Annotated in this window: 18 protein-coding genes; 2 read left to right on the top strand and 16 right to left on the bottom strand. The window is 57.1% G+C overall.

Annotation, left to right across the window (positions count from 1 at the left end; genetic code table 11):
* Positions 1 to 8 precede the first annotated feature (8 nt).
* The 12 genes from P3T40_RS22550 to P3T40_RS22495 form a co-directional block, all read right to left on the bottom strand.
* The gene (locus P3T40_RS22550; protein WP_429269939.1) at positions 9 to 1,283 is read right to left on the bottom strand and encodes a hypothetical protein; all 1,275 of its coding nucleotides are present in this window, start codon (positions 1,281 to 1,283) and stop codon (positions 9 to 11) included.
* Positions 1,284 to 1,454: 171 nt separating this feature from the next.
* Positions 1,455 to 1,895 (bottom strand): hypothetical protein, encoded by a 441-nt coding sequence (locus tag P3T40_RS22545; RefSeq protein ID WP_429269938.1) that lies wholly within the window; start codon positions 1,893 to 1,895, stop codon positions 1,455 to 1,457.
* A gap of 84 nt (positions 1,896 to 1,979) precedes the next feature.
* Complete coding sequence (locus P3T40_RS22540; RefSeq protein WP_201086682.1) at positions 1,980 to 2,387, bottom strand: SMI1/KNR4 family protein; 408 nt, start codon at positions 2,385 to 2,387, stop codon at positions 1,980 to 1,982.
* Between the two features lie 13 nt (positions 2,388 to 2,400).
* Complete coding sequence (locus tag P3T40_RS22535) at positions 2,401 to 2,988, bottom strand: HNH/ENDO VII family nuclease (protein ID WP_429269937.1); 588 nt, start codon at positions 2,986 to 2,988, stop codon at positions 2,401 to 2,403.
* A complete protein-coding gene (locus P3T40_RS22530) occupies positions 2,985 to 6,296 on the bottom strand; it encodes a helicase HerA domain-containing protein (protein ID WP_429269936.1) in 3,312 nt (1,103 codons plus the stop codon). Before P3T40_RS22530 ends, P3T40_RS22535 begins: the two co-directional genes overlap by 4 nt.
* A 5-nt stretch (positions 6,297 to 6,301) precedes the next feature.
* Positions 6,302 to 7,222 (bottom strand): hypothetical protein, encoded by a 921-nt coding sequence (locus P3T40_RS22525; RefSeq protein WP_201086680.1) that lies wholly within the window; start codon positions 7,220 to 7,222, stop codon positions 6,302 to 6,304.
* A gap of 13 nt (positions 7,223 to 7,235) precedes the next feature.
* Positions 7,236 to 9,491, bottom strand: a complete 2,256-nt coding sequence (locus P3T40_RS22520) for a dynamin family protein (protein ID WP_429269935.1) — start codon at positions 9,489 to 9,491, stop codon at positions 7,236 to 7,238.
* A gap of 2 nt (positions 9,492 to 9,493) precedes the next feature.
* Complete coding sequence (locus P3T40_RS22515; protein WP_093644076.1) at positions 9,494 to 10,402, bottom strand: dynamin family protein; 909 nt, start codon at positions 10,400 to 10,402, stop codon at positions 9,494 to 9,496.
* Positions 10,403 to 10,559: 157 nt separating this feature from the next.
* The gene (locus P3T40_RS22510; RefSeq protein WP_429269934.1) at positions 10,560 to 10,835 is read right to left on the bottom strand and encodes an H-NS histone family protein; all 276 of its coding nucleotides are present in this window, start codon (positions 10,833 to 10,835) and stop codon (positions 10,560 to 10,562) included.
* Positions 10,836 to 10,992: 157 nt separating this feature from the next.
* Complete coding sequence (locus tag P3T40_RS22505; protein WP_429269933.1) at positions 10,993 to 12,015, bottom strand: helix-turn-helix transcriptional regulator; 1,023 nt, start codon at positions 12,013 to 12,015, stop codon at positions 10,993 to 10,995.
* A gap of 95 nt (positions 12,016 to 12,110) precedes the next feature.
* Complete coding sequence (locus P3T40_RS22500; protein ID WP_429269932.1) at positions 12,111 to 13,040, bottom strand: hypothetical protein; 930 nt, start codon at positions 13,038 to 13,040, stop codon at positions 12,111 to 12,113.
* A gap of 171 nt (positions 13,041 to 13,211) precedes the next feature.
* Positions 13,212 to 14,030, bottom strand: a complete 819-nt coding sequence (locus P3T40_RS22495) for an SIR2 family NAD-dependent protein deacylase (protein ID WP_429269931.1) — start codon at positions 14,028 to 14,030, stop codon at positions 13,212 to 13,214.
* A gap of 273 nt (positions 14,031 to 14,303) precedes the next feature.
* Here P3T40_RS22495 and P3T40_RS22490 point away from each other — a divergent pair, with 273 nt between their 5' ends.
* Entirely contained in the window at positions 14,304 to 15,239 is a 936-nt protein-coding gene (locus P3T40_RS22490) for a GlxA family transcriptional regulator (RefSeq protein WP_429269930.1), read from the top strand.
* Positions 15,240 to 15,394: 155 nt separating this feature from the next.
* Positions 15,395 to 15,922 carry a hypothetical protein gene (locus P3T40_RS22485; protein ID WP_429269929.1) on the top strand — a complete coding sequence of 176 codons (528 nt, stop codon included), beginning with the start codon at positions 15,395 to 15,397 and terminating at the stop codon, positions 15,920 to 15,922.
* Positions 15,923 to 16,372: 450 nt separating this feature from the next.
* Here the strand turns inward: P3T40_RS22485 and P3T40_RS22480 are convergent, their stop codons facing one another.
* The 4 genes from P3T40_RS22480 to P3T40_RS22465 all read right to left on the bottom strand — a co-directional run bounded on the left by P3T40_RS22480 (position 16,373) and on the right by P3T40_RS22465 (position 21,090).
* Positions 16,373 to 16,666, bottom strand: a complete 294-nt coding sequence (locus P3T40_RS22480) for a hypothetical protein (RefSeq protein WP_429269928.1) — start codon at positions 16,664 to 16,666, stop codon at positions 16,373 to 16,375.
* Positions 16,667 to 17,036: 370 nt separating this feature from the next.
* On the bottom strand, positions 17,037 to 17,927 hold the full coding sequence (locus tag P3T40_RS22475; protein WP_429269927.1) for a serine hydrolase domain-containing protein: 891 nt from the start codon (positions 17,925 to 17,927) through the stop codon (positions 17,037 to 17,039).
* Between the two features lie 277 nt (positions 17,928 to 18,204).
* Positions 18,205 to 18,666 carry an ASCH domain-containing protein gene (locus tag P3T40_RS22470; protein WP_089162710.1) on the bottom strand — a complete coding sequence of 154 codons (462 nt, stop codon included), beginning with the start codon at positions 18,664 to 18,666 and terminating at the stop codon, positions 18,205 to 18,207.
* Between the two features lie 339 nt (positions 18,667 to 19,005).
* Positions 19,006 to 21,090 carry a P-loop ATPase, Sll1717 family gene (locus P3T40_RS22465; protein WP_429269926.1) on the bottom strand — a complete coding sequence of 695 codons (2,085 nt, stop codon included), beginning with the start codon at positions 21,088 to 21,090 and terminating at the stop codon, positions 19,006 to 19,008.
* Positions 21,091 to 21,458: the final 368 nt, after the last annotated feature.

Raw genomic sequence — 21,458 nt, 5'->3', positions numbered from 1 at the left:
AGCGGTGCTCAAAATACCTGCTCGTAGAGATTCGATGCGGTGTTGAGGTAGTAGTCGTTCATCCACGGCTGTCCGCTTTCGAGGCGCTTCCTGGCGTCTTCCGGGCTTCGGTCGCCGATCACAGGCAGCAACACCGCACCGCCTTCAATCAACACCATCGGGTCGCGTCCGCGCTCTTTCATGCATCGTGTGTGATAGGCGACCAACTCGTGCAGGAACGCAATCAGAACAGCCTCCGTCGAGGCAGCCTCCGCGGTTGAAGCACTAGCAAGAATTTCGGCTAACACCTGCATATGCTTCATGCGCGCAGAATCCTGTTCACCCGCAAGCGTCACAAACCGCTCGGCGCGATCGCGCATAGTCGGCAACATTGCGTCCAGTTCGCGCGCGACGAGATCGAGTTTCTTGCCAGGTGCGCCACGCAGATAGTCGAACGCGTCCTGCATCACGAGAAGGAACGGCTCGCATCGCTGGACACAGTCGATCGCACGAGCCAGCTGCGGTAGTACGAGCTTGCCAACGCGGTCTTTGAAATTCAACTCCTGCGTCGCGGCCAGCTTGCGCAGCGCGAGGAACTCACGAGCCAGAGTTTGCTGATACGTATCGCCGAACAGGCACTCCTGGAGCGTTTGGCGAAGCGTGTGCTGATCGAAGACGCCAGCCAGCGCTGTTGCCAACGCACCGCCGAGGTATTGGTCCGGAAACAACGACTTGCCGGCGCCCTTGAGCGGATCAGCCAAGGCGGCTTTGAGTACTTTTGTGGCATCCGCCGTCCAGCGCTCGGCTAGCTGACTGGCGACGCCGGGCGCAACTATCCAGCTGTCATCCACAAGGCCGGCGCGTCGGCAAGTGCCGCGATAATACTGGTAAAGCCCGTTCGCAACGGTCTTGCCCATCTTCGTCGTTACACTGAAGTTCTCTCCGCCAGCGGCGAGCGCGTTATAGCCGAAACAGGCTGCATGGCCGTTGTGATACAGCCAGTATTCGATGAGCCCTTCCATCAGCCGGAAAAAGCGTCGACGGGCGCCGTCGCGCTCGAGCAGCGATTGAAGGTCATCCAGATTGATCAGCCACTGGATCAGAACCACCGCTTTGATGCCATTCACCTGCCCAACCGGCGACGCCAGGTTTGGAACGAGTCTGCGCCCAAACGCGCTCCATACCGGCAGCAAGCCCAAGGGGTCGCGGCCGCCGGACGACCTGCTCAAGGCGGGGTCCGCATCGGTGAAATACGGAAGACCGGCCGCCGACATGGCGGCGGCACTGCTGTCGAATTCAGTCATGAAGAGCCGTCAAATGTGTGGCAGGAAATGGGTAAACGTCTAAAGACGTCTTCTTGTTGGTGGAGAACCAGATGCGTCCAGATGTCCGGAAAACCCGGGAGAAACGTTGCTTGCCTTGTCCGCATGGACGTGGGTAGGGTCAACCTACCCGCACACCACCGGCACACAACGTTAGAAGTCTTCGGCCCACCGTTCCCAGAAACCCGGTTCGTCGTGATGCGCGTTCGTCTTGGCAACATCCAGCGAAAGCGCCCAGAAACGCATGTTCGGCAAACGCACCGTGCCGTCGGGCAGCTCGAGAAACGCAGCCAACTGCTGATAGACCGGATCGCCGGCGTCGTAGCAAACGTCCACATATATGCTCCCGCGATAGCCGCGCATTACATTCGGATTAGCTATTTCGCCGCATTCGCGCCACCCGATATCGTGTGCGTCGAGCCACTGGATAACCTGTGCGCGCGTTTCATTCTCAGACCATACGCTTCGCTTGCCCTGCGGGTCGTCGAAGAACGTCAGGTACAGCACGTCTCCCTGTTTCTGGCGAGCGATAGCATCTATATGTTCGAGTACAGTTGGCATATCAGCAGCGACCGGCCATAAAAGAAGGGGCACTCATGCTAATCCTGCAAAGAGACAAATCGTGTCCCGGCAGAATGTGCCCATACCTCTCGCTGGCCGGACACGTTTTCATCAGAACTATTCGCCGAAAATCTTCTGCGACAGAAACGCTTCCAGGCCTTCATCCAGCACACGGACGACACCACCATTCGGCGTGGCCCACAGTACGATCCGCTGCGCCTTGTCGTCGTATAGATAGTACTGACCGTCGCCAATCTCCAGCAGCGGCACCGCATTCGCCGGATAGCTGGCATCGCGGCTCAGGTCGTTGTACGCATTGAGCACATTGAGGTAGTGGTCTGCCGGGACGCCGAGGCCGTAGGTCTCGTAGGCGCCGAATACAATCACGCCGAAGTCCGAGAGGAAGGACTTGTATTCGCTCGATAAAGAAAATGGCAGCTTCTGCTCTAGCGCCTGGATGCTTGCCGGGTCTGCCGGACGGGTATTGGCCTGATGGCGTTCAACCAGTTGTTTGACATTTTGCATAATGAACTCAAAGTTAGCTTTGTGACTCGATCTGTGCGGCCCTGGCCTTCCAGTACTCTTCCCGCTCCTTGCCGAAATCCTCCCGATTGATTTCCGACTCCTTCAGCTTGTTGTGCAGAACGTTATCGTTGCCTTTCCCGCGGTGTTCCGCGCAGGTAAGTTCGGCAAGGGGCGAGTCCTGCTTCTGGCCGATATGGTGCAATTCAATCGGCCGGCCATTGGCATCGAGCGGCGCGCGGCCAGCCTTCATCCGTTCAAGGTTGGTCTTGCCGAAGAGGTCCACCTTATCGTAGTCGATGTCCGTACGAATCAATGCATCCTTGTCATTGACTTTCGTTGCCTCGAGATTGGCATTGTCGTAGATCTGGCCTTCGGCCTCACTGCCAATCACGTCCAGGACGCTCTCCGGAAAGCCATCCCCCTTCAGTTTCTCACGAGTTTCGCCGCTCAGCGACGGGAGCTCAAGACGGTTTTCCTGGGTCAGGAAAAGAGGTTTGTCGAGCTCGACGACATCCAGGCACAAGTCGGGCATCTCGCGAGCCAGCTCCACCAACTTGTTGGAGGCGTCGGTCTGCTCAAGCGCGAAGGTTTCTAAATTCACAGGACACTCCCTTTTTCAACACTAGCTCGCCAACCGGCATAGATCTCAAGATGGCTTCCTTTCTGCATGCTGTAATCCTTCATCAGACACTGCTGGGCGGCAAAGGCCAGCTCACCTGTCAGACCGTCGGCGAGCGGGGACAGCAACGCGCCCAGCAGGTCACGTAGTACGTTGAAGCCACCTAGTACGTTGACGTGAGGCGCTGCCTGAATGGCCTGTTGGACGCCAGATCGGCAACCCAGAACATCCACGATCAGCGCCGCGGTGAATCCAAAGCGCTCCGGTTTCCACAGCGTAAGCGGCTGCTCACGCTTCGACTCATTGAGGGCCTGATAGAGGGGTATCTTGCTTCGCGTAAGCAAAGGCAAGCTGCGCACGCCCGCTTCGATCAGGTTCAGATCGGCAGCGTCAGCGCTACGAATACGCGTCGCCAGTAGCAGCTTGAGCACCTGTTCGTTGAACGCGCTTCGGCTTGAAGTCGCTTTGTCCGCCGGGTGGTAGGCGTAAGGCGTCTCACGGCCCGCGAATTTTTTGACCTGACAAAGCACCGGCTCCAGCCAGTCGTTCTGGTAGACGATGGCGACGCCTTTCGGCAGTCTCGCGATCTCTTCAAGCTGGTCATCGCGCAGCGCAACTGATTTGCCGATCAGGCGCCGGTCCATTTCATCCGGCAGGCGCATGATGATTTTCGTATTGGTGTTGCGGATCGCGGCAATATCCACTGCGTGCGGCGATTGATCCGCAATGATGAAACCTTCACCATACGTCCGCATCTCGGCAATCGCGTTGGTCAGCATCTCAACGGATTTGCCGATCACGCTCGACCCTTCGGTACTCCCCTCGCCTGCGCTACGCTTGAGTATGTTGTGCGCTTCCTCGAGAACGGTGACATGGCGGAGCTGCTGGTTCATGCCGCCGTTAGCCATCCGGTATTCGCTCAGGCGCATCACCAGAATGCCCATAATCAGGGCCTTGGTTTCCGATGAACCAACGCGGCTCAGGTCCACGATCACGTTGCTGTCGAACAAGGTGGCACTGTCGATCTCGTCGGCGACGAAGATCTGGCCGTTCAAGCCGTTGGTCAACGATTTGATCCGCGTCGACAGTGAGCCGATATAGTTACCCTTGAGTTCCTGCGAATAGGCAGATGCCGTGATCACGCTTTCAAGCGCAATGAGCAGATCGGCGAACGTCGGAAAGAGGCTATCGCTGTGGCGGTTTGCCGACGATTCGAGATCCCATCCGCACTCTTCGTATGCCTGCAGAATGGCGTCCTTGAGCACCGCCGGCATCGCTGCGTACATCGGCCAGCAGACATTGAAAATCTCCACCAACCGATCCACGTGCTCAAGCACATGAACGGCCACGGGGAACTTGAAAGGATTGATCCGCAGCAGTTCGCTGTGCGCCGGATGCGTGCCGAACACGCTGACGTCAGGGCGTTGGCCGAAAATGTGTTTGTACTCGCCCTTCGCCGGCTCGATTACCAGAAACGGCACGCCCGCGGCTTCGATCTGGCTGAGCATTTCATAGAGCGTGTTGCTTTTCCCGGCGCCAGTCGAGCCACTCACGAACACATGGCTCGAGAGCTGGTTCAGATTCAGCGAAATAGTTTGTGGCAGGTTTTCCCAGAGATGGCGAATGTTGCCGAGCGTGAGCGTTTTTCCCGCACCCGCTTCGGCGAACGTTCCGTCGAGTCGCTGCACCTTGCGTCCGAACGCCTGCGTTTCCAGCACTGCGACCGTGGAAGTCGACCGGCGAGGCAGGCTCAATTGAATCGCCAGTTCCTTACCCGACACAAGCGTGGCCGGCGTCAGGTAACTGATCGGCACCGTCTTTGAGAAATTGGGCCGTAGTTGTGGATGGCTCAACGCGGTCAGCCAATCGATGATTGATTTCTTGCGGCCTGATTGCCAGGTCGTGAGCGCAAAATCCTCGTGACTCGATTTGCTGCCGCGGATCAACCCGAGAAAAATGCTGGCAAGAGATTCGGAAGACGCGGTGCTGTCGCCGATAAAATACGCTGCGGAATTCCAGCCACCATATGTCTTGGCCTCGTCGATACGTTCGAGGTGGTGGTCGATCTTCGACAACAGGCGCTCGATTGTCTTGTCGGTCGCCTCGATCGACATTTGCCGGCTCGAACCGTTGGTCTTATTGAGCGAGCGGGTGTCTGTCGTACTCGTCGTCCTGGTGTCCGAAGTCGTTCTGGAGGCCGCTTCGCTCCACGACGTGCCGTGGCTTTCGCTACGGCCATTCGACGTGGATTGGCTCGTGCCGGTGGTCTGCTGCTCATTGAATGCGGTAGTAACCGCCGTCGCAACTAAACCACCCGCGACCATCACCAACGGTGCGAAAGGCCCCGAAGCGATCGCGGCCGCGCCAATCACCAGGCTCGCCGCGGAGCCGCCGATCGACGCGGCCTTGGCTGCCGCAGTTTGCGAACTCAGTGAACTCGACGTGCCGGTAGTCTCCATTGTACTCGTGCCGATCGTTTCGGAGGTGCCTTTGGTTTCCGTCAGGCCAAGGCTTTGCCCCAGGGACTGACTCAACCCCTCGCTGATACTCTGACCGACACTGTCGCTTTCCTGCTCACCAAACGACACCTGCTGCTTCAACAGTGGCGAAAGCTGGGTCGCTACCTGCTCGTACCCGGTGCGGATCAGGTCGAGATTCTGCGAGGAAACCGGCTCGGCCAGAATGATCGCTTGATAGACGCGACTTTCGGCGGCATCGATAAAGCGTTCGAGCCCTTGCATGAAGTGTTCGCGATTTTCCGTCGACAGTGCCGGCACGCCCGTGACAGCGGTGATGCTCGCAGCCGTATTGTCCTTTTCGGCCGCTACGCTCTCGAGTAACGCGTTGACCTTCTGGACATTGAGCGGGAGTAGCGAACTACCCGAAAAATGACCTTTGAAGGTCTCACGCAAGAGTTCGCCGGCGTTTTGCCCAAGCATTCTTCCTGGCTCACCTCGCGCGCCGATGAACACCTCCGTTTCGACACCATCCGAGCGCAGAAACAGAAACACCGAATAGCCCGCAGCGCCCAATGCCGTGTAGGCCGCGGTGGTACTTTCGAGCACCGACTGCTTGTTGCCCTGGACGATCCGCTCGATGCGGAAGATCCGCACGTCGCTGGCGCGGTTGAGTGGGACGCCCTTTTCGGCGAAGGCATGAACGGAATAATGCTCCAGCTCCGCCAGATAGCTGCGGTTGATCAGGGACCGCCCGGCTTCGAGCGTGGCCGCGGTGTCCTGATTGATCGAGGGAATCTCGATCTCAGGTTGGCGTACGGATGTCAGAGTCATTGAGCTTATTTCACCAGCGAGAGATAGATCACCACCGCCGCGAGCGCGCCGCCGAATAGAAGGGCAATTTTGAAGATTGGATTGAGTTCCGGGCGCGCCGTATTTGATTCGGGGCTCGGCGTGGATGGTGGCTGATTCGCCGTGGGCAAGACCGCGCGCGGGCGTGGGGCTGGTTGGGGGCTCGGTGTGCTCGGTGTAGCGATGGGAGCGAAGCCTTCCACGCCGAGTTGACGCAGGTGCTCCCGGACCTCCACGAGGTGGAGGAAACGCTTCTCTGAAAAGTTGGTCTTCAGATAGACGGTCTGGTTGTCGTAGTAGGCCGGTAGCCACTGACTCTGGTCCGGGTCGATCGCGCGTGCGAAGGCTTTCTCCGCATAGGGCTCAAATAGGTTTGGTGCTTGTCCTTTCGTCCAAGCCGACGCGTTCTGAAGATCCTGTCTGCTAAGCCGGTTATTGTTGAGTTCGAGTCGCAACGCTGTTTGAACGGTCAACAAGTCTCCTTCATCGACGAACTTCTTCAGATTGCTAGAGGGCTGATAGGACGAAGGCGTGTCCTCAAAGCGCGTTGCTTGAGGGCCCTCGCTCACACCAGAGGCCGCACTGCTAACAGACGGCGGAACGAAGCCTTTATAGCCTTCCTGCCGAAAATACTCGCGAACCGCGATCAGGTGTTCGAGACGCTCTTTGGAGAAATTTTGTTTCGCGCAACGCTTCTGCCGGCTGTAGTAACCGACGTCCCATTTGAACTGCACGGGGTCGATTTCTGCGAGCATCTCGTCCGCCGCATAGGAATCCAGCAGCTTGGGCGTAGCGTTTTCCGCCTGCGCTAGAAACTGCCTCAAGAATTCACCACTGACTTGCGTTTCGTCGAGCGCCAAGAGGAATTCCTGGCGGGCCTTTGCGATAGTTGTGTCTATTGTGCTCATGAGTTCCCCGAGTTCAAACGGCCAAAGTCTGATCAAGTTTTGACTTGAAACTCCGGATCCAGTCATGTAGGACCCTAGCCTCTTCGAGAGCAAGCTCCCGCTCCTTGCGCTCAGCTATCTTCCCTCTCAGCGAGTCCAACAACTCATTGAACTTTGGTTCGAACTCGTTGTTCATATACTCGACGAAGCGATTGGTCAGTTTATTTTTTCCGCTGTCGATTTCGGTGCGCGCCGCCCGTATCAGGCCCGTGAAGGCCGTCTCAACCTGGGTCAAGCGCTCCTTCCAGAACTCACCGAGATCAACGTATTCCTCGTCGCCGTATACGTTCACGGTCTTCTTTCTTGTCCAGGAAAACGGGTTGTACCAGCGACTGTCGCTCTCCTCTCGCTGCCACTTGACCACGCGCCGCTCTTTAATATCGTCGCGCTGAAGCGTGAGATTCAGCGAAATGTCACCCATTTTTTTCCTGATGCCTTCGAGAACCGGTAAATTCAAGTCCTGGGTCCCCGCGAACAGTGCCTGTATATATCGCTCGTAATTCCTCTGAAGTTCTTCGCCGATGAGATGCTGGCTGGATACAAACAGCGCCTCATATTCGTTGATGAGCTTCTTGTACTCGAATCTCAGCGTCTCTTCAGCCTTTTCGACCATCGCTTCTGCTTCTGTAACCAAAGCCGTACGCTGGAAATCGCGTTCCATCGCGCGGATCATTCCGGCAACGTTGCCCTCGATTTCAACAAGGCCAGCCTCCACAGCGGGGGGTAGCTCCATGCCCTCCGCCTGAACCTTCTCTCTGTAGGCATCCGTTTCAAACCCCTTTTCCTGGCGCGCCTTCAACACGGCGATCTCCCCCTCGACCCGGCGAAGCGTCGCTTCATCCTGATCCAGTTGCTCGATCAACCCGGTTTCGTTGAGCCCCACTTCAATCGCTTTGGTCAGCGCATCGTAAGCACGCTTAACGCGATGCGGAAAGTTGTACTTGTCGATGTACTCATCGATCATCGCTTCCACAGCCGGCAAACCACTGCCCAGCAGCAGGCTGGAGAGATTCTTCTCTTCCAGATTGCGTCTCACCCGCGACGTAAACGGCATGTACTGCAACATGTCCATGCGCGGCTCTTCGCTGAACAGATCCGCCATGCTCTTGTAGTCGTTACGTTCTTTACGCGTATGGCCATCGCTGGGCTTGCGAATCAGTCTCGCCAGGTTTGCCGAAATCGGGTAGATCGTCGGGTTCTGAATCCCGTTGCTACCGAGATACTGCCTGACACGCGTCAGGACCGATGCCGGGTCTTCACCGTTCTCAGGATCGAACACATCCATCTTGTTGATCACGAAGATAAAGCGATCCTTGCTCTGCTTGCCGCCTTTGCGCATCGTCTCAGCCACCAGACCGAGCAGATGCTTGTCGTCATTGGTGCCGAGCTGGCTGGCATTGAGCACGTACAGAATCAACGGATTGCGCCGCGAATCCTGCACAAAGCCCATCGTGGTGCGTTGGTGCTCTTCGTCCTGGCTGTTGTTCGGGCCGGGTGTATCAGTCAACACAAGCCGCACGTATGTGCGCTCTTCGATGCCTTCGATATTGCCTTCAATATCGATGAGCTTGGTATCCGCGGAGGTATTCCAGTCTTTGATCGTTTCCGCCGTGACGTTCTCGGAACTCGCCAGCACCTGCCCTTGTGCGCCCAGGCGTTGGGCCGTGAAGCGCTGCTTCATCGAATCGTTGTCGGTGATTCGTGCGATCGTCGCCGTGGTCGCCTCATTGGCAGCGGGGAGCAGATCGCGGCCGAGCATCGCGTTGATCAGCGTCGATTTCCCCGACGACATGGTGGCGACGACGTAGACGTCGAAATCCTTATTGAATGCTTCATCAAACGATCGCTTCGCCTCTTCGTTCTCGGAGATGAAAAGGTTGAACTCCGGGTGTTCGGTGGCTTCGTCCATCAGACGGCGGATTCTTTCAAGACGAACCTCGCTGGAGTCGATTTCATTCCAGCTCACAGTCACCTGCATGCCACCCGCATTGGCCACGTCAGCCGCTGCAACCACATCCAGAAAGTCCGATTCCACACCTGTGAAGGTGACGTCGAAATGCTTGTCGCCGTTGAACAGAACACTCAATTCGTCGAACAGTTTCTCTACCCACACCTGAAGGCGCATTTCCTTGTAGCTCGACAGCTTGCAACCTTCCGCAGGAGGTTGGCCATTGGCAAGAAACTGGGTATCGACGATGAACGGATTGTGGATGATTTCGATCTTATTCATTTTTATTCGGCCAAACGGCGTTGAAGTTGAATGAGCAGCTCTACCGTCCTGAGCCCGCTGTAGGTGATCAGTTGCTTCAGTTCGTTCTCTTCTGCGAGTGCCTCGTTGGATGCAATCGCGTCACTGCGTTGCTCCAGTTCGTCCAGTTCTTTTAACAGCCGTTTTTTTACGGCAGCGGGCGCGGTCGTGACATGGATCAGCGCGCGCTTCCGGTCGCTGAATTCATCCAGTGTTTGGTGCAGCTTCGAGCGCTGGGGACGCGTCATGCTCAATCGATTCAACGCTTTCCTCGCGTAGAGTGCCGCGTCGGCGATAGTGGGAATGACAATGGGATCGTGGAAACCGGCGTCGCTCAGATACTGGTGGACGCGCTCGACGTGTTCGCCGATATCTTCGCCCTTCTCCGGATCGAGCAAATCGATCTTATTCAAAACGAAGTAGATCTCGTGCGCGGGATCGTCTGCCAATCCGTTACGCAACATCTCGAGGCACGCGCGATCATCGACGGTGCCCAATTGACCGGCGTTCAGCACATAACACAGCGCCTTGAACGGGATGTTCTGCACGGCCTCCCGCATCAATTGGCCATGCCGTTCGTTCTGACTGTTATTCGGTCCCGGCGTGTCATAAACGACGAGCCCGGAAGCCGGACGCGGCGCAACATTAAAGCTGCCCTTGAGCTCGATACGCTTGACACGGCCATCCGAATTCCAGTCGCGAAGCAGTTCGGCGGAAGCATCGCGTTGCGTGGCCAATACGGCACCCGAGTCGAGATAGCAGGCCCCTCTGAAAGACTTGACCCCTTTCCTGTGCTCAACCCGCGTCAGACACGCGGTCGTAGCTTCATTGGCGACGTGCAATAGCTCATCGCCAATCAATGCGTTGATGAACGAGGACTTGCCAGCACTCATTGGCGCCGCGACTAACACCTCGAACAGATCCTTCGTAGAGGACGTGGTCTTTCTTTTCCCCGGCGTACGCGCTCTCTCCTGCGCGGATCTTTTCATATTCTCACCATCAACATCACTAGCACCAGCCCGACAATGCGCTAAAGCACAGTTGGCTGGACTAGGGACGGCTCCCAGTCGGAAAGGGCCATGCTGATGAGGGTTTCAGCGCTGTCTTAATTGTCACTGGATTTCGCGCACTTTCTTGCGAGACCGCAGCCTCTTCTTCCACGTCGGAAGAGGCCTGTTCGCCAAACACCTGCTCGACGGTAAGCCCATATTCAATCACGCGCGCACGGACCTCATCGAGCACAGCCTGCAATTCCGCGAGTCGCGCTTCTTCAGCTTGCGCAGCGAGCGCTTCGGCTTGCGCTTTGAGTTCAAGGTAGTTTGCCATTTTGTGCCGCCTTTATAGGAGATTAAAAATGCCACTCACGCTGCAATATCGACTGCTTTTGAAAATTCTTTAATCTGTCGCGGAGAATAACGGCGGGACGGGACATTTCGAGTCCCACTCGAATTTAAATCGGATCGGCCGACGCGTCGGGATCGACTTACTGCGGGTAGAGCTCCGCCAGCGCGCGTGCTTCCTGCGCAAACTCCGCGCGCAGGTTCTGCGGCCCGATCACTTCGACGTGCGGCCCAAACGAACGCAACCACCAGCGCAGGCGCTGGCTCAGCACTGCGGTGCCTTGCACTTCGACGAGTCCATCGCCGGTCTGCCGGGCCTCCTGATCCGCAGCGAAAGGCGTCTCCAGAAGGTGATTGCCGGCGCCATTCAGGAACAGCAACGTGAGCGTGACTTCGCCTTCGACCATGAAGTCGAACTGCCGCTGCTGCTTCACATAGTCGTCCAGCCTAAAGGCGCGGGGGTACGAAAATGACTCCAGCATCATCTTCGCGCTGTCCAGACGGTCCAGCCGGTACATCGTTGGATTCGGACGGCCTTCAGTGCCGCCGATCAGGTAGACAAGTCCGCCTACCTCGACGAGGCCGAGCGGCAAGATGACCTTGCACTTGTCATTCGTCACATTGGAGCGCGGGCGGTAGACGATTTCCAGCTTGCGTTCGTGAAAGAGTGCCTGGGAAACGATGGCGAAGATCTCGGCATCGATCTGCGGGTAGCGCAGCGCGAACCCGCTGTTCTCCACCGCGACTTTGTCCGCCCATCGTCTGTAACGGCGCTCGTCCTCCGTCACCGCCGCTTCGAGACGCTTGTCCGCGACCTCGAACAGGTCGGCCAGCGCTTCGGCGACGAGGGTCGGGATCTGCCGCGACGTGAAGCTACGCAGCATATGCAGGGCCAGCGCCTCCTCTCGCGTCATGATCGCGCCGGATTTCCCCGCCATGCCGCCCGCGCCGGCGCCTTTGCGCCAGTACCAGGCCGCGCCGCGTTTCTCCATGTCGACGATGCCCTCGAGCTGCAGCCTCTCCAGACGCCGTTGCACCGTTTTGATAACGGGCGCGTCAGACTCGATGATCTCCAGCCTTTTGTGGACCGCCGGCGTGCTGAGATACTGATTGCTCGACCCGGCATTGGGCAATACGCTAATGATCTTGCTATCAAGAATATCCATGCGGGAGAACGTTCGATGAGTTGTAGGCTGCATGACATCCTGGTTAACGGCGACGCGCGGCGAATCTTAAGCGGATGCACCAAAGATTGGATTTCTTATTTGGCGTCAATGGTTTGCGTGCCGTTCAGATTGCCGGCGAGGCATCGCACGTCATAGCCGATCATGAATAGCGACGCTTCAAATGCATGGAGGCGCGAGTGTGGTTGTGCGCTCAACAATTGCGGAGCCTGTCTGAGCAGGTCTTCCGCGATCCAGCCAAGCCGTAGCTTGGCCGATGCCCAACGGGCCGGCATGTCGGGCTGGGTGTAGTGCATCAAGGCACCTTTGGAAATCAGCGCCCCGGTATGCAGGCCGATCAATTTACGGCGCGCGGAGGCGTCCATGGTCGGGAACAGAAGCCGAGCCGGAACCTGCCGCCATGCACGCCGAGTTTTGATGCGGAATAGTTCGACGAGAGAGGCCATTGCGGCCGCCACGCGCGAGTCGTAAATCGGCAGCCCATCATCCGATGCCAATGCATAGACCTTGGTCAGCATCGAGTTGACGTCTTCGATCGCACCAAGTTGGTCGAGACGCCCGCTGCTCAGGCGAAACGCCTCACGCGCTGCCTTGAGATAGGTGACGAGTTGTCCGCTCGCGCGTTTTGCCTCAAGGAATGGCCGCGCACCGACGCTGATATTCCGCTCGCCGCCCCACTCAAGGATCGCGTGGCACGCTCGCATCGAGGCCTCGTCCGACTCGCTTGCCAGCGCCGCCCTCAATGTCTCTGCGAGACGCTTGAGGCTGCGCGCCGTGCTATCCCAACACAGCGATTTCACTGACGATCCCCTATCATCGGTCCAGTCAGCGCGCCAGACATAGGTGTCGATGACGCCGTCAAAGCCGTGCACGGTCTTGACAACGCCCTGGGGCACGCGCGCCGAACTGCCGATGTCCAACTCGATCGGCACGCGGCCTGCAAAGCCGGCGAGCCACGTGACGAATTCAGCGACCTCAGGGTCGTCTAGAAATTGTTTCTGGTTCATCTGGTTGGTGCCTCTCTGATCAAATACGTCGCATGGCGAGCGGATCTTGCGGTCCTTACATTGCGCCGCGACAGCCTTATATCGGCGTCAGAGGTGACTTCTTTAGGCAGAGCCTCGAAACACAGCATGTCCCGATGCGTTGTGCGATCGGCTAGCGGCTGATCCTTATCGCTATACGCCTAGTGCCGCGTCTATCAGCGTCAATACGTCTAGCGCGCGCCCTTCCAAACCGATCCCGATTGCAGGATCGATCAGCGGCTCGCGGGCATTGATGCGAATGACGCGAGGGCCGTGCCGCTCGCTGAAGCGCCGAACCGTAGGCAGTGCCGTGCCCGCGCCCACCTCCAGAACAACGAGGCGCTTGACCGACGCAAGCCACCGGGCACGGCGCGCCGCCTGCGCGTCAGCACGGGACGACAGCCACGCCGAGTCCCAAAACATCAGGATATTCGGCCTCGACACCGCGCCGCAGTGTTTGCACCGCGGCAACGGACCGGTGTGGCGGCATGCGCGCTCGTCTACCTGCGACACGAAGTCCGCCGCCGAATCAATACGCGACGAACAAGGTTCGGTGCACTGCAAGTAATGAATCGAGCCGTGATGCTCCTCGGTCCGGCCCTCTGCGAAAGCCGCCCGTTGGAAGTGTCCGTCCACGTTGCTCGTGAAGACAAACGCACCGCGCTCCGCGCGCTCGCCCCAACGTTTAAGAATCGCAAAGCCTGGATGCGGTTCGGTCTCGCGATAAAGTTGCAGGCGGTGTCCGTAGAAGCCCCACGCGAGCTCCGGCTCGTCTTCGAAGGCGCGTGGGTTCGCAATGGACTGAAAATCCCGCTTTGCCTCGGCAAGCGCCGGGTAAGCACGCCACAATCCCGCATTGCCGCGAAAATCCGGCAAGCCCGAGTCGACGCCCATCCCCGCACCCGCCGTGACGAGCAGACCATCTGCGTCGCGTAGCCACGCGACGGCTTGCTGCACGCGCACGTCCTGCATTGAGGTTCCCTCCAAGTCTTTGAATGACGAATACCGTCCCATCCGGTATTCGCGCCCAGGTTCCGGTCAACGCGACACCAGTGCCATTGGCCGTCATGCTAGCGCGCCATTGGGACAATCAATGTCTCGATACGACGGCGTGCCGCCAAAAAATGCATGGGACAGCTGTTGTCCGAAAGCGCCGCTATCTTCTCGCCGTGCCGACGTCGAACCACGCCGGTGTTCAAGATAACTCCGCTTTGAAAGGACACGAAACTGCTCGATACAAACACAGTGAAGCACATTGGCATTGCCTTGTTCAACGGCTTTGCGCTCCCCGAGGCGGCGTCTATCGTCGAAGCATTTCATTCGGCGAATACCCTTGCTGACAGCGTGCCACACAGTGTCACACGCTATGACGTACGGCTGTTATCAACGACCGGCGGCCGCATCGCCAGTTCGTCGCTCGTGTTTGTCTGGACTGACAGTGTGGAGGCGCACCGCCATGCAGACAACTTCGATGCGCTGTTCATTGCAGGCGGCGAAGGGGTACATAAAGCGACTGGCGATGAGCGGTTGCTGACGTGGCTGCGCCGCGCGTATTGCCGCAGCGAATTGGTGCTCCCTATCGCGGAGGGGCGGTTCCTGCTCGAAGCAGCCGGGTTTGCCCATCCATCCAATAGCGGACGCGACGACGGGTCCATGCCATACGGCAGCCGTCGCCCAGGCCTCGAGCCGCAAGCGTCACTTGACGTATCGAACCCACTTCAGACCGCGTTGAGTGTCATCCAGGATGATCTCGGCGCGGAGATCGCGCGTAAAACCGCCGAGTGCGTCGCGCCGCCCGCAACGACGCACTTCACATCGACCCTGCGTAGAACGGCCTCGCCATCCGTCAGCGAACGAATCCGGGACTCCGCGCACTGGCTCGAGGCAAACAGCGGCCGGCCGGTTGCCATTGACGAAGCCGCGCAACTCGCGGCCATGAGCGAGCGTAATTTCCTGCGACGCTTCAAGGCGGAAATGGGCGTGACGCCGTCGGATTATCTGGCGTATGTCCGGCTTGATAGGAGTTGCCGACTCCTTATCGAGACGACGCTTCCGGTCGACAAGATTGCCCGTCGTTGCGGCGTAGGCAGCGGTGGGCAACTAGCGAAGCTTTTTCGCAAGCACCTGGCGGTAACCCCCACCGAATACCGTGCGAGCAAACGTCCATCAGGCGCTTGGTGACAGCGCGTCCCTCAGAAGCGATCGATCAGGTTCAAAACGCGACGGCGATCGACCGCTTTTTGCAGGCATGCAAGACATTGCGGATCTATCGGACACGATTTGACTCCATGGGCCGCCACACTATCAATCTACTGAACAGCAAGGAGAGCGACAGTATGCGAAATCTCAATTCAAACGCACTTGAAATCGCGGCACGTCGCGGCAGTCAGCCGGTGCGCGCCGACGGCGCCGCGTTGCGCATCGGCCTGCGGTTGTGGGGTTTTGTCGAATCCGAGGTCAATACGTGGATTCCGAATCTGCCGACACTCGACGGATTGCTCTCCTGGGAGATCGCCCGGCAGCGGGACGGCGACGGTGCCGGCATGATCATCCACCTGGTCAAGTCCTCGTCGAACGCGTTGGGATCATTCTGCTGGAACTGCGTGGGCGCCAACGAAGCTATTCGAGCGTCGGCAAATGCAGCACGCGTCGAAGCCGCGTTGTTTTCCGGCGATGAGCGCCGCTTGCCCGCCGTCCGATCCGGACTCTGGGCGATGGCAGGCACTCGTCCGGTAGAAACCGCACTCCTTACCCTAGCCCATGCAGTCATCGTTCCGCGACTCATGCATGAACGCGCGCGCCAGAAAGTCGGTGCGGTTCGCGTGGCGCCGCGGCGCGTCGTTCTAACGGCCGCGGCGACGTGACTGTCATGCTTGCATAGCCCGGTCTTTATAGACTTGGTTTTCGGTTTGATAAGCATCGAGCAGACACAGACAGTTAGTTGCATTATTCAGACTTTGCTTTGAACCATAAGAGTGAGCCGTTAGCCCGAACCTGACGCACTAGCTGTTACCTTCGCGAGCGAGTCGAGCGATAACTCGTTCGTCGACACGTTCACTTCGCCTTCCAGATGGAAACATGCCTCAACCACCGCGTTCGCCGGAGACGACCGAATGCGGTCCTCCTCGGACTTTGGATGGGCATTGAATCAGTAGCGTACTGCAGGACAGCCGTGCACCGGCTGTCTCGAGGTCGGGAATGCGTTCCACCGCTAGTGCCCGCGCCGAATCTGGACGGGCCAGTCTCTCGGTGTTGAAATGCTATGCGCAGACAAGCCGGTGACCGCGCGCGGCGACAGCCAGGTGCCGAGGTCTTTACTGATCTGCCGAGTCGGCATGCGCATACCGGAAGAGTTCGATCGCCTCTACGGTCGTCTTCGCCTCCCGCAAACGCTCACCGTCAGGGAGCCCAAGAATGGCGGCGAGATCCGGCTGCCCAACCTGCCGCGCAACCTTCGCCAGCCGTCGGCGAATTCCGCCGAGGACGCCGCGGACCGACTGCCCTGCCCCAATACGGTCCGACAGGTAGCGTTCCACGGCCTTGCGGACCGGCATGCCGGCGTACCAGGCGCGCAGCATCGCCAGTTCATTGGCGTCGGGGAAATCCACGGGGCGCGGTTCGGGTGAAGGGGTCGGGGTCAGGCGCGTTTTCATAGGCACCAGTTTGGCATAACAATGAAGCTGTTGTGATAAGAATACTTATCTTAATAGCACGATCATAATTCGCATCTATAACGGGGCCATCCCTTCCTGATATGCTCATCGCCAGGATCATGAACAGCCGCTGTCGGGCAGGCATGACCGCCTCTTGTCGACCCACAAGGGACGGTCAACTTTCTAGATAACGGTCAATCAGTTCATCGCGAAGGTTACCGGTCGCTTTTGATGTCGCTCCCAAGCGGGGAAAGTCAGTGGGAAAGCCACAGACCAGCGCAAATAACGCGCAGGATCGTCGCACGGTCCATCCGTCTCGGGGCTGTCACGCCACGTGAGCCAATCCAGCAGCGAAAAACTCAGCCTGCCCCTCATCCTTACCGTCAGTAAAGCACGCCACAGTGACGGGGTCGTCACGATCAGGAAAGTGGTAGATCGCATTCACGCTAAACGGGCCGCCCCCCGAGTGCCCGATGGCACGTCCACTCCTGCCCATGCGGCCGTTCATGAGACCGAGGCCATAACCGCAATCTGTCCATGGTCGGCCAGGAATCTTCCCGCCCAGTGGACGACGGGCAAGCATTTCCTTCAGCATGGCCGCGCAAAGGAGTCTTCCGGAAAATAGCCCGTGCAAGACTCTCGCGGCATCAACTACGGTTCCCGTCAAGCATCCGTGATAGACCCATCCTGGGTGGTAGCGTTCAGCAGCTTTCCAGTAGAGTCGTGAAAACTGATCGTGTGTCGTCGCCAATTCAATGCTGGCGAGGCCGAGAGGCCGACAGATGATGTCATCGACAAGATGGGCAAAACCTAGCCCCGAAACCATCTCGATCTGTTCACGTGCGAGCATGTATCCCACGTTGGAGTAAGACCACCCCTCCCCGGGCGCAAAGAGCGGACCTTTCGCCAACACCGCTTTAAGCAGTATGTCGCGCGGCCAAGGCTCTTCCTCGGCAGCAACGGCTCGATGATAGTCAGGGATCGATCCGTAATCCGCGAGCCCCGACGTGTGGGCCAGCAACTGCCGTAGCGTGTAGCTGACACCATCAAGGCGGCCATCCAGATCGAGTACTCCATCCTCGCACAGCTTGAGAGTGCAGACGGCAATAATCGTCTTCGTGAAGCTCCAAAAAGGGAAGCGTCCGGTTAAATTACCACTTCCCCTCTCGGTTCCAGAAGCAGTAACCCAGCTGGAATGAAACTCTGGCTCTCGCATGCCTCGTCACCGATAGGAAGCGTCAGATCTGGAATGCCAAGCTTAGCAGGCAAAGGCGAGTTTGTTGCGAATGGTCAGATTAGAACCATTGCTGGGGACTTGGGCCAGAACTGGACGAGCAGTTTTAGGGATTGCCAACATGCCGGACGGCGCGGTCGACTGTCCGCTCGTGGCCGGTGATGGCCCTGCAGGCATACGCGGAACATGCTTCGAGTGGCGGCACGCGTCCCGGGCTTGATGCTTGGTACCGAGGGCAGCGGTCGTTCGGATCGCGTATTCAAGCGAAAGTGTAAAGGACCTCGAATCTCTCACACACGAGAGGCATCGATTTATCAACCGTCCGGCCAATTCGCTTGCACTCGTCGGTGAAGAATCTCCAGTGCTCTGTTTGCCAATGCGATAACGAGTGGTCACCTTCGCCTTCGCTAGCTGCGAAATCGGCGGTCACAGCGTCAAACGGCACGATTTCCACCTCCGTGGCTCGTCGAACAAACGTTGGCCGACCATGCCAGTCAAGCACGATCTCCATATCCCCGACCTCAGGAAGTGTCGCACCGTCGAAACCCCAAGACCAAACCAAGCTGCAAGTACCGCGCTTTACGCCAGTCAGAATGAGGGTGATCAGCGATTCTGAAAGCGCCTCTGAATCTCCGAAACCGCCGATTCCGACGTTACCTTTCGGTAGATGTACACCTCGCTCGGCCAACTCAGCGATTAACTCATCTACATTCTTGTCCATGCGACAGAGTCCTGTTTATTGCGCCCGTTATATCGGGGCACCTACGCGCCGATTGTCAACCATCTATCCGGTGCTGTCGAACGTCTCAAAGTGGCCGACTCCGGTCCGACATCGCCCGGGCGGTGTGGGCCTCCTTTGATCGGTCCGTATCGGGCAGCAGTCGACCCGAAGCCGACAGTCGAAATACCGGGAGTCTAATGGCTCTTGTCGGGCGGGGATCTGACGACCCGAGTAAACGTCGACAAGCTTGTCGGCCTTACCAGTCGTTCGCTTTCGACGGCCCCTTTCCAAGTGATTTTTGAATCCCCGGCGCGCCGAGGCCGCAATGGCGGCTCCATATCACCGCTTTTTCTGTCGAGTCGTTTTTATGCCGAGATAATTTCTCTCATATACGTCAAGGAGCGTGTTGATTTGATGATCCACCACATCGTGCTTATCGGGGCTCCGCAGCTTCAGCAACAATTTACAAATATATTTAGCAGGCAACTTCATAAGCACCACCCCGTGAGACTGATGCATTTCCTTGATCCAGTCTAAATCCTTGCCGCTATGCAAATTCTCGTCGACATCTCGTGTAATCATGAATCCTAGCGCTCCATACGTCCCCGTCAAATATGATTGAAGCTGGCGATATTCGGTTGCTCCCGGCTCAGCATAGTTCTTCACCTCAAATATTACTTGACGTACTTTATAGTCGGTTCTTACTCGACGCCAAAACTCAGATTCTTCCCGATTGCGCCCAACAATGTCCCGTCTTTGCACTGCAGCGCCATTAGGGTGCGATTGAATATTAGTGAGATGCGCTGCGAAAGCAATTCGCAGCGCATCAAGGCACCAATGCTCAAAATCGCTTTGCCCTTCTTGTCCGAGTGGGATTTTATCCAACTGGGTAATTGTCTGGCCGATTCTTGTGTTTCGTATTTCCGGCGTGATTGATTGAACTTTAATGTCATACTCATCAGTTATCTCCTCTGCCTCTTCTGGCTTTAATGCATTTCTGCTTAAATTTAAACCTAGCCAGTAGCATGGGTGAATTAGAAGTCTCGATTTATCGCCAAACGCAACATCGGGAGTTCGTCCATCGTGGCAAAAGGTGAAAGCGCCAGTCGTAGACTCGTGCATACCGAGGAACCCAACGCTATATAACCCCTGAAGGACTCCGCTCGGCTCAAGAAGCCTAACGTCCCTGACTACAGCCTGAGATTCATTTTCGCCGAGTTTTTCTATGGCATTCGATAGAAGAGCAGCTGCGGTATGGGCGTCGAATTCCGGCTCGCCATCAGCGAATGCGTTAGACATTGCCTGTATTGACGGAAAGACCTTTTGATATTCCTTCCACAAATCTTCTAGACGAGCGACTGAAATAGACCTAGCCGCAAACTCTAAATCCGAAAATATTGCGGTCGACCGATTATTGCGAGAGGCGCAGTAGAAAGCCTCATTTAATAATGAAAGAAGGTCGCGCGGGCGATATAGCGTGAACTGCAGGCATTGCCTGAATCCATCGCGGCCTTGCAAGTCGCCCGCAGTGCAGCGATCCCAAATCCGTTGGTCCTTCTCTTGATCGAGTTTAAAGCAAACGCGCATTCTGGATGCGGCAAGCAACAATAGCTGAGCCCAATCCCAATGCAAACGAATTTCCTGACCCTCAACATTGCGAGAATAATCCGGGTCTTCTTTGGCGACCGCGCGATAGATGTTATCGCGTAGAAAGATAATTGGCCGAATCTTTTCAGCGCGCTTGTTTAATTCAATCGAAGCGTACACCAAGCCTGTTATAATTCCAATTCCGATGTCATCCGGCTCATATCCTTCATCCAACCGGTCCATTAATATTATAAAGCGTCGATCAGAAAGGGCTGTAAGCGAAAGAACCTTACTTTCGATGTGACTTAAATCAAGGTTTGCCGGCAAGTCGCCAACTGCCTCTTCGGGCGACTCACTTGACAAAAAGGTCTTGGCGATGTGCCTACACTTGGTAAGAAGACTTCCTTTTACGCCGCTCCAACGCTGCAAGTGTTCGCGAAGAATATCATCATCTTCGACCAAGTGAGACAGCTTGTAATTGCCGCGTATATAAGCGGCGATCTCCATAAGCATGGCGTATCGCCAGAGCAATCTAGTGGATGCGCGCGCCAAATTAAACGAATTCGAAAATGGCTTTAGAAGTGACCGAAATCCAATGACTTCGGTATCTTCGGGTGAGAAACAAAGGGTAACGATTTTCTTGTCGTTTTCCCAATATTTCTGCAGTTGAAGATAGAGGGCGCTTTTACCGGTGCCTCGCCTTCCAACGACAACGGTACGTTCGTCGGTCTCGATCAGGGTGCGAAAGTCGGCAGTGTGCACGAATGCTTCACTTAGCATTTTTTTATCATTCTCGGCCGTCGTATCGCCGAGTGCATTAGATCTGAGATTTGTCATCAGTAACGGCTCGTCGTATCGTCTATCGGACATATTCTGTGCACAGATTCTACATGCATCGCGTCCAATGCCGAACGTGAAAGTCGCCCGGATCCTATTGCGGCTCACTCGCGTGACGGAACGTATTGTTTGAAGATCGATGGACGGATCCACTCAGTCGTCGTACTCGAGAGCTGGATCTGCCTCAACGCGGTTGATTTAGAGGGGTAGATGAAATATGCGGAAGTCACCTTTTGACGGAGACCGGCCGTTGCAATGACGCTATCTGCGATCCGTCCCTTCATGGCCGAACCTTGCCGATCCCCTAGCGATCGAACGGTGCTTGCCTCGACCGGCAGGCCCCATCCGCTTAAGAAGCGAACCGGGCT

The sequence above is a fragment of the Paraburkholderia sp. EB58 genome (genome assembly GCF_050436665.1).
Lineage (GTDB): Bacteria > Pseudomonadota > Gammaproteobacteria > Burkholderiales > Burkholderiaceae > Paraburkholderia.
Note: the sequence above shows the minus strand (reverse complement) of the source record. Positions and strands in the feature narration are given on the sequence as shown.